The 15,743-nt window shown below is 48.0% G+C and carries 16 protein-coding genes; 10 read left to right on the top strand and 6 right to left on the bottom strand.

Annotated elements, in window-relative coordinates; genetic code table 11:
* Positions 1-9 precede the first annotated feature (9 nt).
* Positions 10-438 (top strand): hypothetical protein, encoded by a 429-nt coding sequence (locus COW20_23520; GenBank protein PIW44615.1) that lies wholly within the window; start codon positions 10-12, stop codon positions 436-438.
* A 59-nt stretch (positions 439-497) separates the two neighbouring features.
* Positions 498-779, top strand: coding sequence for a hypothetical protein (locus COW20_23515; GenBank protein ID PIW44614.1), 282 nt, complete (start codon positions 498-500; stop codon positions 777-779).
* 106 nt (positions 780-885) lie between these two features.
* Here the strand turns inward: COW20_23515 and COW20_23510 are convergent, their stop codons facing one another.
* The 5 genes from COW20_23510 to COW20_23490 all read right to left on the bottom strand — a co-directional run bounded on the left by COW20_23510 (position 886) and on the right by COW20_23490 (position 6,507).
* Positions 886-1,488, bottom strand: a complete 603-nt coding sequence (locus COW20_23510; protein PIW44613.1) for a hypothetical protein — start codon at positions 1,486-1,488, stop codon at positions 886-888.
* A 15-nt stretch (positions 1,489-1,503) separates the two neighbouring features.
* Positions 1,504-2,388: a hypothetical protein gene (locus tag COW20_23505; protein PIW44612.1), complete on the bottom strand. Its 885-nt coding sequence runs from the start codon at positions 2,386-2,388 to the stop codon at positions 1,504-1,506.
* A 155-nt stretch (positions 2,389-2,543) separates the two neighbouring features.
* Positions 2,544-3,029 (bottom strand): hypothetical protein, encoded by a 486-nt coding sequence (locus COW20_23500; protein ID PIW44611.1) that lies wholly within the window; start codon positions 3,027-3,029, stop codon positions 2,544-2,546.
* Positions 3,030-3,033: 4 nt separating this feature from the next.
* On the bottom strand, positions 3,034-5,244 hold the full coding sequence (locus COW20_23495) for a hypothetical protein (protein ID PIW44610.1): 2,211 nt from the start codon (positions 5,242-5,244) through the stop codon (positions 3,034-3,036).
* Between the two features lie 315 nt (positions 5,245-5,559).
* A complete protein-coding gene (locus COW20_23490; GenBank protein ID PIW44609.1) occupies positions 5,560-6,507 on the bottom strand; it encodes a symporter in 948 nt (315 codons plus the stop codon).
* Between the two features lie 89 nt (positions 6,508-6,596).
* On the opposite strand from COW20_23490, the gene COW20_23485 reads away from it, so the two are divergent.
* Genes COW20_23485 through COW20_23455 form a run of 7 tightly spaced genes read left to right on the top strand, consistent with a single transcriptional unit; the run spans position 6,597 to position 14,448 of the window.
* Positions 6,597-7,535: a hypothetical protein gene (locus COW20_23485; protein PIW44608.1), complete on the top strand. Its 939-nt coding sequence runs from the start codon at positions 6,597-6,599 to the stop codon at positions 7,533-7,535.
* The gene (locus COW20_23480) at positions 7,532-7,972 is read left to right on the top strand and encodes a divergent PAP2 family protein (protein ID PIW44607.1); all 441 of its coding nucleotides are present in this window, start codon (positions 7,532-7,534) and stop codon (positions 7,970-7,972) included. The genes COW20_23485 and COW20_23480 overlap by 4 nt, the downstream gene beginning before the upstream one ends.
* 15 nt (positions 7,973-7,987) lie before the next feature.
* Positions 7,988-9,355 carry an arabinose efflux permease gene (locus COW20_23475; protein ID PIW44606.1) on the top strand — a complete coding sequence of 456 codons (1,368 nt, stop codon included), beginning with the start codon at positions 7,988-7,990 and terminating at the stop codon, positions 9,353-9,355.
* A complete protein-coding gene (locus COW20_23470) occupies positions 9,336-10,802 on the top strand; it encodes a hypothetical protein (GenBank protein PIW44605.1) in 1,467 nt (488 codons plus the stop codon). The genes COW20_23475 and COW20_23470 overlap by 20 nt, the downstream gene beginning before the upstream one ends.
* Positions 10,803-10,808: 6 nt before the next feature.
* On the top strand, positions 10,809-11,744 hold the full coding sequence (locus tag COW20_23465) for a hypothetical protein (GenBank protein ID PIW44604.1): 936 nt from the start codon (positions 10,809-10,811) through the stop codon (positions 11,742-11,744).
* A gap of 29 nt (positions 11,745-11,773) precedes the next feature.
* A complete protein-coding gene (locus COW20_23460; GenBank protein ID PIW44603.1) occupies positions 11,774-13,636 on the top strand; it encodes a polysaccharide biosynthesis protein in 1,863 nt (620 codons plus the stop codon).
* Positions 13,633-14,448, top strand: coding sequence for a hypothetical protein (locus COW20_23455; protein PIW44602.1), 816 nt, complete (start codon positions 13,633-13,635; stop codon positions 14,446-14,448). The genes COW20_23460 and COW20_23455 overlap by 4 nt, the downstream gene beginning before the upstream one ends.
* Here the strand turns inward: COW20_23455 and COW20_23450 are convergent.
* Positions 14,423-14,800 carry a single-stranded DNA-binding protein gene (locus COW20_23450; GenBank protein PIW44601.1) on the bottom strand — a complete coding sequence of 126 codons (378 nt, stop codon included), beginning with the start codon at positions 14,798-14,800 and terminating at the stop codon, positions 14,423-14,425. The genes COW20_23455 and COW20_23450 overlap by 26 nt on opposite strands.
* Before the next feature lie 240 nt (positions 14,801-15,040).
* On the opposite strand from COW20_23450, the gene COW20_23445 reads away from it, so the two are divergent.
* On the top strand, positions 15,041-15,739 hold the full coding sequence (locus tag COW20_23445; protein ID PIW44600.1) for a hypothetical protein: 699 nt from the start codon (positions 15,041-15,043) through the stop codon (positions 15,737-15,739).
* Positions 15,740-15,743 lie beyond the last annotated feature (4 nt).

Here is a 15,743-nt window from a genome sequence, read left to right as displayed (position 1 = left end):
GCTGTGAAAATGATTCGTCTGCTGTATTTTAACAGGTGCGCCCCTGAAGCAGCGCAAACGCCTTCGCTTGAAAAACAGGCAGCTCTCAAAACTCAGCCGCTCTGGGGCTGCTTGGGTTGGCTTGAAAGCGGAAAAGTATATCCCACCAGCAAAGCAGATATCTCTGCCCCCACCCGCAAAAAAATCCCCATGGGGGGCACCAGTGCAGGTCTGGCAATTTTGGGCGAGGTGATTTACAGCGCAGAAGGAGAATCGATGCAGTCAGAGCAGGTTTTGAACAATCCCTTTCACCCTGAACTGACCCTGCGCAACGATTTTATCAAACTGCCGCTGATGCAGAATCTCTTAACCGACAGCCATTTTGCCGAGCGCAACCGGCAGGGAAGACTCTTGGCTTTTCTGGCCCGAGCCCGCTCTAAACGGGGCCCAGTCAATTAAAGGGCATTGGCATTGACGAGCGCACCGCCCTGCTGGTCGAGGAAACAGAATCCGGTCAAGTGGTGGGGCAGGTGATTGGCAAGGGCAGTGTCTGGTTCTATCGCCCGCTGGCAGAATATCCTGAGGTGTTTCAGCCGCAGAAACCCCTGAGCTGGAGCCATGGGGGAAAAGCAATAGAGGTTTATCAGATGCCGGACCATCCCTTTGTTCCGCCTGATCCTACAGCGGCTTATTTAAACGAAGCGAATCTCTTTGATCTGAAGGCCTGGAAACCCTTACAGGGGCGTTTTGAGCAGCTGTTTTTTTCGGCTGAAGCAGGTATTTTGAAGCGCAGAAAGTAGGGGAAAAGTCTCGAAAAGGGTGGGCCACCCTCATTCAGCGCAGCGCAGGGGCTGAACAGCAGTGCATTTCTCACCTGCACCGAAAAGGAACGTCAAACTTTGGCTCTTAAGAGGCCATGTCAAACAAGGTTTGCCAGTTTTCTTCGAGAAAACGATCCTCTTTGCCTGTATAACCCAAGCTCTTGTAAAAAGCAATATAGTCTTCGACTTCCTGACGCAAAAGCCTTCCCTCATCGGCTTTGTGTGACATCATTTTATAAATCGCACCGTTTACCAACTCCAAATAAAGACCATCTAAATCTGTATAATCGCTATCGAAAAAATCATCGGCCAGCCAACATATCACTTTACACTCCCCCTGTTGATCCACCTGAGTAGTATCCAGAATATGCATAAAATCAGGTGCCTCATCATCAATCAGAATATACTGCTGAGGTAAGGGAAAGCTTGGATCCTCACGATAAGTCTGCGTGAGGGAAACTACGGGTTGATCTGAGATCGCTAATTCAGGCTCATAAAGCCTTAAACCTAAAAGATCGGCTTTGGAGTTAAGAGAAATATGTTCCAGAAAATAACGATAGGTTGGAGGAAAAACCACACCCAAATAGCGTTCCGCTGCCGCAATGACTCGAAGAGAACATTTCTGTTCACCTATGCCTAAATTTTTTCGTTCTAATTCATAGGCCTTGAGTAAACCTGCAATACTCATAAATTTTCCTTTAAATTAGTTTGTACAAGCTACAGCATTGTCTCCATAGTTAAGCTGATAACCTCGAGTTTTCCAGTATGCCTCTTTTAAATTGTCAAACTTATTTCGATTTATACGGCTTGGTCTTTCTGGGTGACTGACGCGTAAATGAATAGCTTTGGACATTTCTGCAATGGGGCCATCAGGATTTTGCTCAAAATGATGTAATTCGGTAACAATATTATCTCGTCCACTATTATCACATGGTGCATAGCCATCTAACATCCACTCCAAATTTGTCCGGGTGGGTGGAGGCAGCGTCCCCTTACGATTACAAGAAGAATTCAAACCACCAATCTGACTCTGATCTTGAAAAACACGCATTGGATTCTGTTGACCAGATACGCTGTGCCGAAACTCTTTGCATTGAGAACTTGAGTAAGAAATCGCAATATTGCCCGTTTTATCAAGCACATCAATACTCAATGGAAAATCTGAACGGGTACAGGTCTCAAAACATCCCGGTGGGCTGGGAATGGGTGTTGGAGTCGGAGAAGGCGTACCACCCCCATTTCCTCCGCCATTATTTCCACCACCAGTACCGCCGCCTGTGCCGGGATAATTCAGTGCAGCGCAGGGGCTGAACAACAATGCATTTCTCACTTGGGCAATATACGGCCAATAGGGCAGGAGCTGATTCATGATCAGATCCACTTTGCTGTTCATCTGCTGGGCCAAAGACAAGGCTTGAGGGCTATAGTTCAAAGCCTGAGAAAGCAATAGCTCTAGCGCCTTTTTCAGCGCCTCTTTCTGGGCAAATGCCAGCAAAGAGCTGCCATTGACGACGGCGGATCCCGCTGCTGTTCCCGCAGCGATGGCACCAGAAGCTACGGCATCTTTCCACACTTTCAATTGATTCAACAGCTTCTGAACATTGTCAATTTCCTTCAGCAGGGTCTGCCGCTGCTGAGGCAGATTGGCAGCCTATAATTCCAAAATTATTAGTATCGGACTCTAACAATGTTATTTAAACGGTGAAAGAGTTCTTGAACACAAAAAAATATTGTTCTGCCATCTCAGAAATGTCTATTTTGCTTTTGCCACTGACGCTCTTTTTTCACTAATTCATCAAACTCAGACCAGTCATAAACCATATCTATGGCCAGCTCTCCTGGAAGTGAAGGATTAGCATAATATTTGATATCTAAGTTTGGATGATATTGAAATAGTAATTGAATCAAAGATATATCAACGCTTCTTAAAAGACCTTGCTCATCATAGGATTGGTCTCTTTGTTCAATCGCCAACTCAATTGCATGGTGCAAAGCGGTCCAACCTTTAGAGCATTGAGCATTTATATCCGCACCATTCTCTAAAAGTAATTTGGTCATTTCATAATCACCCATTTCAATTGCCATTGTTAATAACGTCATATCTTCAGAGACTATTTTACTTAGCCGAGGAATAGAGTGAGAATTTTCAACAGCGTACTCTAAATCGTGACGACAAATGGCTTGAATAAATGAAAAAAAATCATTTTTATATTCCATTTCATCTTTCATTTACTTAATAACACTTTCCAGTTTTATCAAACCAATGCAAATTAATACTTGGAAATTTGCGCCTAAACTCTCCAGCTAAAGGCTTACAATGATTACAAGTTTCTTTATCTGCATATAATGTTACGTTGTTAATATTTGGATTGTGGTTATAATATTGATCAGCAATATATTCAACAGTTTTCCTTTCCGCATCTGTGTAATTATATGGATTTCCAGAGGAGTTTAGTATAGAATCTGTAAAATATCTCTCCCGGCCATCTTCTTCAGGTGTAGGCACAGTTCCTGTTCTAGATTTAGGACCAGAATGAGCAACTAAATCTTGAGTAAAATTATTGGTTTTCACATCTGTAATAGCAATAACCCTACCCAAACCAATATTACCATCAGGCCTAATACGAGCATTCTGAGCTCTTGAATCATAATCTTTGACCATCTTCTGCATATCCAATCCAATAGGGCATTGGCTTTCATATGGATTCGGTGTTGGTGTCGGAGAAGGCGTACCGCCCCCACCATTGCCGCCCCCGTTTCCTCCGCCATTATTTCCACCATTCCAATTGAGACAGTTGCCTTCCTTACAGGCATTCACAAGAGCAATAAGTTTCTGAGCCGCATAACTCAAATCGTTCACCACTCGTTTCTGCTCTTCATATTCAAGCTTGTCACGATAAGCTTTTGCTAACAAAGATTCTTTTTCTGCAATGTCTTTTTGCAAAGCCTGAATTTTCGTCTGTTCTTGATCAATTTTTTGCTGCGTATCCCGCTCATCATCTCTCACAGCATTGATCTTTTGGGTTAATTCCAATATCCGTGCCTGAGCAGCATCTTTCTCCTGCTTGCTCATGTTTTTGATATTATTTTGCAGTTGCACCTTTTCTTGCGAATAGCCTTGGCGCTCAGCAGCTAATGTCTGTAGGATTTGTTTAAAATTTTGAATCTGATTTTGAGCTTCTTGAACCTGATTTTGAAGAGCTTGTATTTCTATAGGATAATCTCGAATGTTATTGTCGATACCCTCAAGCATATCATCCAACAAACGATCGTAACCCGAAAGAGATACCTCAAGTTCTTCAGTGACTCCAATCTGGCGCATTCCCCCCGCTGCTTGAATACTAAAACTTTGCCCACTTTCTAAAATCGCCAGTTGCCCAGGTGTCAAATTTTTTCCTGTCAGTTTTGCTGTATCTAAAATGGCTTGTCTCAACTTTTGATTCATATCCTGAAGTTGGCTCCGATACTTTTCATCACAAGGCAGAGTGGCCTGTACAGGACAAGCTTGGAGCGGTGAAGAAGATGTATTGGGCGTAGGCGTGGGAACAGGAGTTGGGGTTGGATAGGTAGATGGAGTGGGTGTAGGTTGGGGAACCCCATCAAATAACACCAAAAAATCGATATCGATACTTCCCTGGGCTGAACCCACCTGATTGGGGGTAAATACACAGCGCTCATTGCCCTCGACATACTCAATCGAATAGTAGGAATAGGTCAGGGATCCACTAAAACTGGCGGTAAGATGCGCACTTTGACCGTTGGGGTTTAATACCAATTGGGCTTGAGAGACAGGAAGTACTTGATAACCTGTTCCCCCCCAAGCAGCCTGATTACAGCCCCCAGGCTGTGAAGGAGGATTCGACCAATAATAGTCAAGATCTCCATAACTTGTTTGACTGGAAGCTAAACTGAAATTAATACCATCGCTGCTGATCATTTCCATTTGCAGGGCTTCTCGTCGGGAATAACCAGAGCTTGTTCCTGTCGCTGTTGTGAGTTCTGCACTTGCCCCTACTTTAATGCGGGTAGCAATCGCTTGGCCTGAGCTGTTCGTGCTTCTTTCCAGTACATTCAGACCATAGCCAAAACCTGCATTGGGTGCTGCTTGAAGTGAGTCCAAGGTCAAGGTATCTCCCTGGGGAGCAAAACCTGGGGCAGACCAACTCATAACAGCACTCAGACTATTCACACAGCCCCCATTGCAGCCCGTATCTTGGGGCAAAGCCTGGATTTGAAACTCCGGCAGGCTCGAAGCATTCAAAGGATTGTTGCTATAGACATAAACCGTATCTTGGGGAACCAGCGAGCGTTTGGTATTTTGGATTGAAAAGCTGCCCTTGGGGGCCTGTGGGTTTAAAACCGGGGCTTGGGCCATACAAGAAAAAAGCATCAGACTGGCCAGAACACTGGCCGTAAAAGGTTTAATCGCTTTGGTTAAGTGCAAAACACGCCCAGAGGCGAGAGGCGAGAGGCGAGAGGCGAGAGGCGAGAACGATTGTATTGCATAGGTCAGACTCCATCAGAGATTCAAGTAGGAATGTCCAACAGTTTAGCAAAAAAATTTACAGATTCTGTCAACGCCTTTTTAGATTTTGTAGAATTTTCTTTAAACATTTGTCATATATAATCATGCAGATCAAAGTCTAAAAGCCGCAAACAAAATCAAGCTCTAACCCACCAGATTTTGTAATAATTAAAGTATTTACTCAAAATACTGTCTTAATTCTTTAGAATTTTTAACAAACACAAAACACCCGGTTCAAGAAGCTGAAGCCCCCACCCCAAAAGGCACCCCTTCGGCAGCCTCAAAATGCAGAGGCCGCGCCCGCCAAAAGAGCGCCAGCGCCAGCCCGGTAATCAAATGCCAGACCCCCCACCAGGCGGCAATCAGAGCCATGCCCCCCAGGCCATTGAAAAAATTAAAGACCAGAATCAGGCCAAAACCTGCATTCTGAATGCCCACCTCAAACGAAACCGCACGGGCATCAAAGAGCGTCAGTCTGAGCAAACGGGCGGTCCAATAGCCCATGGCCAGGGCCAGACCATTGGTAATTGCCACAATCCAGGCTGCAATGCCAATATATTGAATGAAATAATTAAAATTATTGCGCAAAGCCAAGCCAATAAAGACCAAGAGAAAAACCAGAGAAAAAATTTGAAAAGGGCGCAAGAGGCGTTGCGACCACTGGGGAAAACGCAGATTGACCCCCATGCCCAAAGCCAAAGGCAGAATCAGAATTAAAAACACGGTCTGAAAAATCTCGGGCGGGTTCATGGCAATCGATTGCAGCAAGGGAGCGGTTTGCGGATTGAGACGCCCCCAAAAAGCAAGATTAAAGGGGGTCATCAGAATCGAAGCCGCCGTCGAAACCGAAGACATGGTCACCGAAAGTGCTGCATTGCCCCGGCTGAAATGGGTTAAAAAATTTGAGAAGCTGCCCCCAGGGCAAGCCGCCACCAACAAAAGTCCCAAGGCAATACTCGGTTGCGGCCTGAGGAGCAGAATCAGGACAAAGGCCAAAGCAGGCAAAAGTAAAAACTGGCAGGTCAAGCCAATCAAAGGGGCGCGGGGAGAGCGCAGCACACGGCGAAAATCATCGGGGTGCATGTCCAGGGCCACCCCAAACATAATCACGGCAATGGCAATATTGAGAATATTCAAACTTTGGGCACTAAAATTGAGACGAACCAGGTCAATCTCCATCACGGACCTCACTGCAACAGGCTGAAACAAGCATAACACAGGATCTGAAAGGTTCTAAGACGCGTTGCAGGGGTGCCCGCAGCCCCCTTTGTGTGTATAATGGGGGGAAAAACAGGCAGCTTGAAACAATTCATACCATGACCGAAACGCTTCGTTTGGCAAGCCATCTGCAACCCTGGCAAGCCCGCATTGACCAAAGCTTAAAAGCCTGGCTGGAGGCCACGGTAGCTCCCCAACTTTGGGAGGCCATGGCCTACAGCGTGCTGAATGGCGGCAAACGCATTCGCCCGCTGCTGGTGCTGCTGAGCTGCGAAGCCTTGGGAGCAAACCCAGAGCCAGCCTTGCCTGTGGCCTGCTCCCTTGAGCTGATTCACAGCTATTCCCTGGTGCATGATGATTTGCCCGCACTCGACAACGACGATTGGCGGCGGGGCCGCCTCTCTAACCACAAACAGTTTGGCGAAGCCCTGGCCATTTTAAGCGGAGACGCCCTTTCAACCTATGCCTTTGAATTGCTCAGTGCTCCCAGCTCCCTCCCGGCAGAGATTCAATTGCAGGTGATCCGCGAGATCGCTTCAGCCTCTGGCCCCTCGGGCATGTGCGCGGGGCAGGTACTGGATATGTTCGCCGAGGTTTCAGAAAACAAGAAGCTTGAAACGATCACCCAGATTTACCGCCTCAAAACCGGGTGTTTGATTCGAGCCGCAGTACGCTGTGGGGCCCTGATCGCGCAGGCAAGCCCCGCCCAATTGGCAGCCCTGACAGAATACGCCGAAGCCCTGGGCTTGGCCTTTCAGATCCAGGACGATATCCTCGACCTGACAGGCAGCCTCGACAGTCTGGGCAAAACCCCGCAAAAGGACGTGGAGCAGGAAAAACATACCTGGCCCTGGGCCGTGGGGATCGATGAAGCCCAGAAAAAAGTCTCCCTGTGCCTGGACAAAGCATTGCAGGCCCTGGACCGGGAACCATTGGTAGAAACCCATTGGTTGAAAGCCATGGCCCATTATCTCGTGGAGCGGCAGGCATGAGCGAAATCTTAGGAGCTTCACTTTTCGCGATGCTCTTTGCACAATTTCTGAAACTCTTCACCTCCCTGCTTCAGAATCGCAAACTCAATCTGATGCGTTTTGTTGAATCAGGGGGCATGCCCAGCTCGCATACCGCATTTGTGGTCTGTCTTTCCTGCTCGATTGGGATCGTAGATGGCTGGCAGAGCAGCACCTTCGCAATCGCCGTCACCTTTGCCTTGATCGTGATGTATGATGCCACAGGGGTGCGCAGAGCCGCCGGACTACAAGCCCGGGTTTTGAACCAGATTATTGACGAACTTGAAAAAGGACATATGATTCAGGATAAACGTCTCAAAGAACTCTTGGGGCATACCCCCAAAGAAGTTCTGGCTGGCGCTGTTTTAGGCCTGCTGGTCGCCTTTGTATTTAATACCCCTGTGCCCTTAGTGCCCTAAAAAAGGTAAGCAAATATGCGAGAGACAGAAATTCCCCCCACCGCTGCACCCCGTTCCAGTTTTCGCGCTGTTTGGCGCAACCAGAGCTTTATGCGGCTCTGGCTTGGCCAGGTTTTTTCTCAATTGGCAGATAAGGTAATTCTGGTTTACCTGATTGTCTTATTGGTTGCGACGGGCAATACTGCCAATTCAGATATTTCACGCCTGACCCTGGTCTTTACTATTCCTGCGGTTTTGTTTGGCTCCCTCGCGGGTGTCTTTGTGGACCGCTGGAATAAAAAATGGCTGATGATCATTTCCAATGCCCTGCGCGGCGTCTTTGTGCTGGCCCTGCCCCTTGCGCTTTTCTTTGGCGACAAAGGCTTTCTCTGGATCTACGCCATGACCTTTCTGATTTCAACCGTCACGCAGTTTTTTGCCCCGGCAGAAATCGCGATGATTCCCACCTTGATTGAAAGACACAATCTATTGGCCGCCAATTCATTGTTTACCACCACCATGCTGGCCTCTGTCGTGATTGGCTTTGGCGTGGGAGATCCGATTCTGCGCATGGTGGGCGATCATTACGGACACCTGGCAATTGGGGGCATGTATTTTGTCTCTGCAATTTTTCTGGTCATGGTTCACCCCCGCTTTCAACCCCAGGAACAGAAAAAAAGCAGTTCCTCTGTCATTCAGGAGATGAAAGAAGGCTTTCAGTTTATTCTCAAGGATCAGGCCATTTTGTTTTCTTTGCTGCGCTTGATTCTGCTTTTTTCAGCCTTTGCCGCTTTGACCATTCTCGTGATTGGTTTTGTCGAAGATGTGCTGCGTCTTGAAAAACGTTATTTTGGCTATTTACTGGCCGTCTCAGGGCTGGGCATGGGGCTGGGAGCAGGCATGGTGGGCCGTTTCGGTTCGGCCATCGGCAAAGAACGCTTGATCTTCACAGGTTTTTTGAGCATGGGCAGTGTCTTAACCCTGCTCTCCAATATTCATATTCTTTCCGGTGCGCTGGGCTTCTCATCAAAAGCGGGCCGGGCCTCGGGGCTTGAAATTGCGATTGCCCTGCTGCTGGCCCTGCTGCTGGGCTTAACCGCCGCAGGCATTGCCGTTCCCCTGCAGACCATGCTCCAAGAAGAAATCCCGGAAGGCATGCGGGGCAAAGTTTTTGGCGTTCAGAATATGCTGATCAATACCGCCCTCACCTTGCCGATGTCCTTGGCCGGTATTTCAGCGGATTTAGTCGACAACTGGTTTCCAGGGCATGGGGTTGAAATGATTATGACCGGCGTGGGCCTGAGTTTGATCATGGGGGGATTATTGGAACTGATCGTTGTCAAAAAAGGCGGACTGCAGATGGCAACATTGGAAGGAGCAGGACATGAAAAAGCAGCAGAATAAATCCCCCCAATGGCTTGAAGATTTTCAGCTCTTTCTGGCTGAGAAGCAGTGGCAACATTTTTTTTCAGATTCAGAATGGCAGGAGCTTTTGGCCCTGTCTCAAAAAGAGAGTTGGGATACACGCGCTCAATCCAATTTTTGGGAACGGCTGTTGATCAATTGGGAAACCCGCAACCTCGTAAAGAGCCGTTATGTCTATCCCCAAGTGCGCCAGATTTTACAAAAATATATTGAATTGCTGCACCGGGATCAGGGCTGGTCTTTAGAGCAGATGAACAATCTGCTCTTTGCCCTGGCGGAAACCCAGATTGATCAGCAACGCAAACAGTTAATTTTTTGGAATTTTGAATACGAAAAAAAGGCCGAGCGCTCGCAAATCACCGAGAGTGAAAATGAGCACGCCCAGGCCGAATTTTACAATCTGCGAAAACTAACCGAGTATATCAGCCAAAAAACACTGCAGACAGAAAAAGAGGTCATTCATCACGCCCTGGACGGGCTGATGGGCATTCTTGACGCGGATTATACCGCACTCTTTCTCGGTGAAGACCCCCGTTCCACCAAAGGCACCTTTTATGTCTGCCGCCAGGGACAACTCGAAATTTTTCCAGATTTTCAACTCAGCAATAACAGCTTCTGGAAAATCTATCTGCGTTCGATACATAAACGCACGGACAGTCAATTGGCTGAGACCATGATGTCTGATGGTTTTGGTTCTGCCGCAGAAAAAAGCGTGCATGATTTGTTTCCCGAAACCCAATCCCTCCTGATTCAACACCTGCGCTTACCGGATCTGCTCAATGGCTTTATTTTGGCCTGCAGTCAGGAAGCCTTTGCCTTTGACGGTTTTCGTCAATTTTTTCACGTTATCGCCACCACCGTTGCCCATACCATTCAAAATACCCGCCTGCATGCCCGCATCAACGAAATGGCGATCCGCGATGCGGTCACAGGCCTGTATAACCGCCACCATATTGATGAACGCCTGCGCCATTCCTTTGCCATTTCCAAGCGCTATAACCGTGAGCTTTCCCTGATCATGGTGGATATTGACCATTTTAAAGCCTGCAATGATACCTATGGCCACCAGGCTGGAGACGTGGTTTTGCGTGAAGTGGCCCAGTTAATGCAAAACCGTTTGCGCGCCACCGACGTGATCGGGAGATATGGCGGCGAAGAATTTATGATCATTCTGCAGGAGACAGGGCATCCCGGAGCCAAGATTGTGGCTGAAAATCTGGTCAGAAAAGTACACCAATCCCTGCTCGATATTGGCCTGGAAGACCCGATCAAAGTCACCGTTAGCGCAGGTTTTGCCTCTTATCCCAGCGATGTTTTAAGTGCCGATCAATTGGTACATTTAGCAGATATGGGGCTTTATGAAGCAAAACACCAGGGCCGGAACCGGGTCTGCTACACAGGTTCCGTTCAGGACGTGTTACAATAGGCGCGTATGAAAACCCACCTTGAAATCCCTGAATTTAAAAACGCAACGGCCGTGGCCATTGGTACCTTTGATGGTTGCCATCTGGGCCACCAATCCGTGATTCAAAGCATGCTTCAAGAAGCCAAGGCACGCCAGCTGAATTCCGTAGTGCTCAGTTTTCAGAATCACCCGCTCTCTGTTTTGGCGCCTGAACGCATGCCTGCGCTGCTGAGCAGCTGCACTGAAAAAGAAATTGCTCTCAATCGGCTGGCTCCCGACGCGGCCGTTTTGCTGAATTTTGATCAAAGCTTCTCAGAACTCAGCCCCGAAGCTTTTGTCGAAGAAATTCTCGTCAAAAAACTGCAGGCCAAACATGTGACCGTTGGCTTTAATTTTCATTTTGGCCACCAAGCCCAGGGCACGCCTGAACGGCTCAAGCAACTGGGGCAACAATATGGTTTTGAAGTTTCAATCCACCCCCCTTATGAATTGGAAGGCAAAGTGATCAACAGTTCAAGAATTCGTCAACACCTTCAAAACGGCCAGCTGAGCGAAAGCGCACAACTTTTGGGAGACGGCTACTTGATCGCCGGCCAGGTGATACGGGGCCAAGGTATTGCCTCAACAGTACTGGGGGTGCCCACTGCCAATCTGGCCCTTGAAACCCCAGGCAAACTGCTTCCCCCCCACGGCGTTTATGTCTGCAAAGTCAAAATTCCAGGCCAGGCCACTGATTTTTCAGGGGTTCTGAACTTGGGCATGCGTCCTACCTTTGATGGCCTCAACCTCAGCCTGGAAGTTTTTGTGCTCAATTTTTCAGGCGATCTCTATGGCCAATGGCTGGAAGTGCGTCTGTTGCATTTTATCCGGCCCGAAAAACGTTTCAATGGGCCTGAAGAGCTGAAAACTCAAATTCAGGCCGATATTGTGCAAGCCCGTCAATTTTTGGAAATGCCTGCTTGAATGAGAGCGCTGGCGGCTGAGCACCTCACGTGACTGCACGCCTGCCTTTGTTTCGCCTGGTTCACGTTTCGCTCGATATTGTCCTTTGCTTGGCCGTTTACCTCTGTGTTTATCTTTTGCGTTTTGAAGGGCAAATTCCACAAGCAGAACTGAGCGCATTCTGGGTCTGCCTGCCCCTGCTCTCTGCTTTGCGCCTGTTTTCAAACTACAGCCAGGGCCTCTATTCCCATCTCTGGAAATATGTTGGGCTGCGTGAGCTTTTCAGTATTTTCAAGGCTGTTTTGCTGGGTTCGCTCTTCTTTGTGGTCTCCACCTATCTTTTGGGTTTAACAGGCTTTCCGCGCTCCATTTTCTTTTTTGAGGGTGCTTTTTATTTCCTGGCGATTGGAGGCGTACGCTTCAGTCGCCGCTACTCTTCTGAAATGCGCTTTTTCAAACAGAATCAGCCCAGCTCCCGCGCCTTGATTATTGGCGCAGGAGATGCAGGCATGATGGTAGCCGCCGGTATGCTGCGCACCCCAGAACAGGGCTTTATACCCGTCGGTTTTATTGATGACAACCCAGAAAAATGGCGCGCCCGAATCCATGGTCTGCGGGTCTTTGGCGATCGCCAGAAAATCGCAGAAATCGTCACAGATCGTGAAATCGATACTGTGATTGTGGCCATGCCCTCTGCCCGGCGCCAGGTGATTCGTGAAATTGTAGAAATCTGCCAACCGCTTCCTGTGCGTCTGCAGATCGTACCCGCCACCTATCAAATTCTCAAAGGCGAAGTTTCGATTGAGCAGTTGCGCCAAATTCAGATTGAAGATTTATTGGGGCGCGACCCCGTTAAAATCAACGATGAAAACCTTCAGAGCTTTATCAAAGGCCGCAAAATCCTGGTGACAGGAGCCGGTGGCTCCATCGGCTCTGAACTCTGCCGCCAGATTCTGGATTACCAACCCGCCATGCTGTATTTAATCGGCCATGGCGAAAACAGTCTCTATCTTCTTCAAAACGAATTAAAAAATCGTCAAATCGAAACAGTGGTCGCAGATATCCGCAACCGCCCCCAAATTGAAGCTCTTTTTCAAAGACTTCAGCCCGAAATTGTCTTTCATGCCGCAGCCCATAAGCATGTGCCTTTGATGCAGGACAATATTCAGGAAGCTTTTTTAAACAATGTACTGGGCACCCATTTTTTGCTGCAGGCGGCTCAAAAAGCCCAGGTCAACACCTTTGTACAGATCTCTACAGACAAAGCGGCAGAGCCCAGCAATGTTATGGGGTTAAGTAAATATTTTGCCGAACTGGCTGTCCACCGCATGGAACACAACCATACCGACCTGAACTGCAGCATTGTGAGATTTGGCAATGTGATTGGCAGCCGGGGCAGCGTGATTCCTCTGTTTCAACGCCAGATTGAGAAGGGGGGCCCCCTCACGATTACCGATCCAGAAATGACGCGTTATTTTATGACCATTCCCGAAGCCGTTCAATTGGTCTTACAGGCCAGTATTCTCAAAGCCAAAGCCCAAACCTTTATTCTGGATATGGGAGAACCTGTTCGCATTCTGGACTTGGCCCAAAATCTGATTCGTCTCTCAGGTTACCAGGCCGATGAAATCGAAATTCAGACCGTGGGGATCCGTTCAGGCGAAAAGTTACATGAAACCCTGGTCTGGCAGGATGAACAACTGCTGCCTACACCCTGCCCACAAATTCTGGCGGCAGAAGCCTCTGCCGAAAGACTTCAGAACCATCTGAGCAAACTCGAAAGCATTCTGACCTATTTACAGGCTTCCGACGAAATACCTGATTTTGAAAACTGGTTAAAAACGCAGGTCTTTCCCCATTTTCCGTTGCTCGATCTCAAACAGGAAAGCCCGCCTCCCCGGAGCGCCCTGTGACCCCAGATACTGAAGCCCAAACAGAAGAACGAAAGTGGATTCAGCGCAAACTCAACGCACGCAATAAGATTCTTACCCACCTTGAAGCCCGTCTGCAAAACACACCTGACGATCCCCATCTTTTATTTTTGCAGGAAGAACATCTGCGTGCCAGAGACCAGCTCTTTGAAGAGATGAAAAGTCTGGATCTGCAATGGCAGGAAAAACATTTAAAACTTTCAGAACTTGTCGATGCCTATCTCAGTGAGACCCAAGCCTCCACACCTTCTGAACCCCAGGAGCAAACAGCTCAAACCTCAGAGCAGCAAGCCCATCTGACAGAATTAAAGACCTGGAAAGAACTCTTGGAAAAAGTCGAAGAACGCCTCCTGCGCTTGCCAGGGGATCCCCGTCTCTTGCGTTTACGCAGTGAACACCAATGGCGTATTTTGTGCCTGGAAGAAGCCTTGAGCACAAGCCAGACAAGCCCCCCCTCACATGCAGATCAGCCCCACTCACCAGCGCAGGAAGCTCAAAACCCTGGACAGAAATTGCCAGCGCCCCCCCTTGAGGAAAAAACAGCTGAGAGACCTGCTTTGGCACCAGAAACAGAAAGCGTAAACCCAAGCGAAAACTCAGGCAGCCGCATTGAAAAAGAACTTGAAACCTGGAAAGCAATGCTCGAAAAAACACGCAACAGATTGCTTGCACGCCCTGAACTCACCCACCTGAAACCCCTCCTGGCGGAATACCAGAGCCGGATTGAAAAGCTTGAAGCTGAATGCGAGAAAGAAAAGCGTCAGGAACCTAAAAAGGAAGATCCTCAGATTTAGGCGGAGCCAGATCGTGCTTGCTGCCCAATAAACGCAAGCTGATATTGTGAATTACCATTTCGGGAGTTCCTCCCTCAGGGGGCAGGCGAAACTCTATCCGGCCCCGAATTCCCACCAGCGATCCTTTTTTAACGTATTCATAGGCAATTTCAGCCTGACGCCCCCACAACTCAATTTTAAACCAATCGGTCTGGCTTTCACCGTCTGGGCTTGATTTTGGGCGATCCACAGCCAGACTGAAAGTGGCAAGGGTTTTGCCACTTTCAAAATACTTGATCTCTGGATTGCGACCGGCACGGCCCACCAGAATGACAGTATTAATACTATTGGTGCGGGGGTGGAGATTTTCCATGCTGTTTATTTTAGCACAGCTGATCCTGTCTGGAATCTTCTCGCTGAGAATACGGATTATTTGAGCGGCCTGATTGACGCAGAGATATTCCCTGTCTATACTTTAAACAGCAAGTGATGTGACCAGACACACAAATTCAGTTCTTGATACAAACTGAATAGAGTGTGTCGCAGTGACACAATACGCCACAGGCAAGCCCTTGAATTGAAGGCAGAAATACAGCAATGGAGTGGACGCCAGGTGAGTTACGTACAAATTCCTGAAAAAACAGAAAGTATGGCCCGTTCAATCGAAATTGGCAGCATACTGAAACAAGCTCGTCTCCAAAAAAATATTTCGCTTGAAGAAGTTTCAAAGCAAACCTTTATCAAACTTCATTATTTATACGCGCTTGAAGAAGGCTATCTCGATCAATTGCCCGCCCCAGTCTATACCTCAGGTTATATCCGTCAGTATGCACGTCTCTTAAATCTTGACGAAGCCCATCTGATTCGACAGTACCATGAACAAATTGGCACAGGCCGTGGCTATAACCGTTCAGGCAACAACACAGTGGCCTCAGGCGAAGGCAATACACCTGTCGATAGCCAATTTACACCGATCTTGTCACAACGCAATGGCAGCAGCCAGCTTGAAGAAATTGGCCTGCCACTCAGTCAGAATATGACCAAAAAAACGGGAGTCAGCACAGTATCCATGAATCAGAACCAAACCCCTATCGCACCACAGAGTCAAATCTCTGTTGCCACCTCTGATAAACGGGTCGTTGACACCATTGAAGGGGCTCGCAAAGAAGCCCTGACCATGCGTCATCAAACAGAACAATATGCCGATACCGTCTTAAACCACGTTGAAGATGAAATTCAAAAAACCCTGACGGTCATTCGCAATGGCCGTGCCTATCTGAAAAATCGACTTGATTCTTACGCAAAACAGTAAAACC

The organism is bacterium (Candidatus Blackallbacteria) CG13_big_fil_rev_8_21_14_2_50_49_14 (genome assembly GCA_002783405.1).
GTDB lineage: Bacteria > Cyanobacteriota > Sericytochromatia > UBA7694 > UBA7694.
Note: the sequence above shows the minus strand (reverse complement) of the source record. Positions and strands in the feature narration are given on the sequence as shown.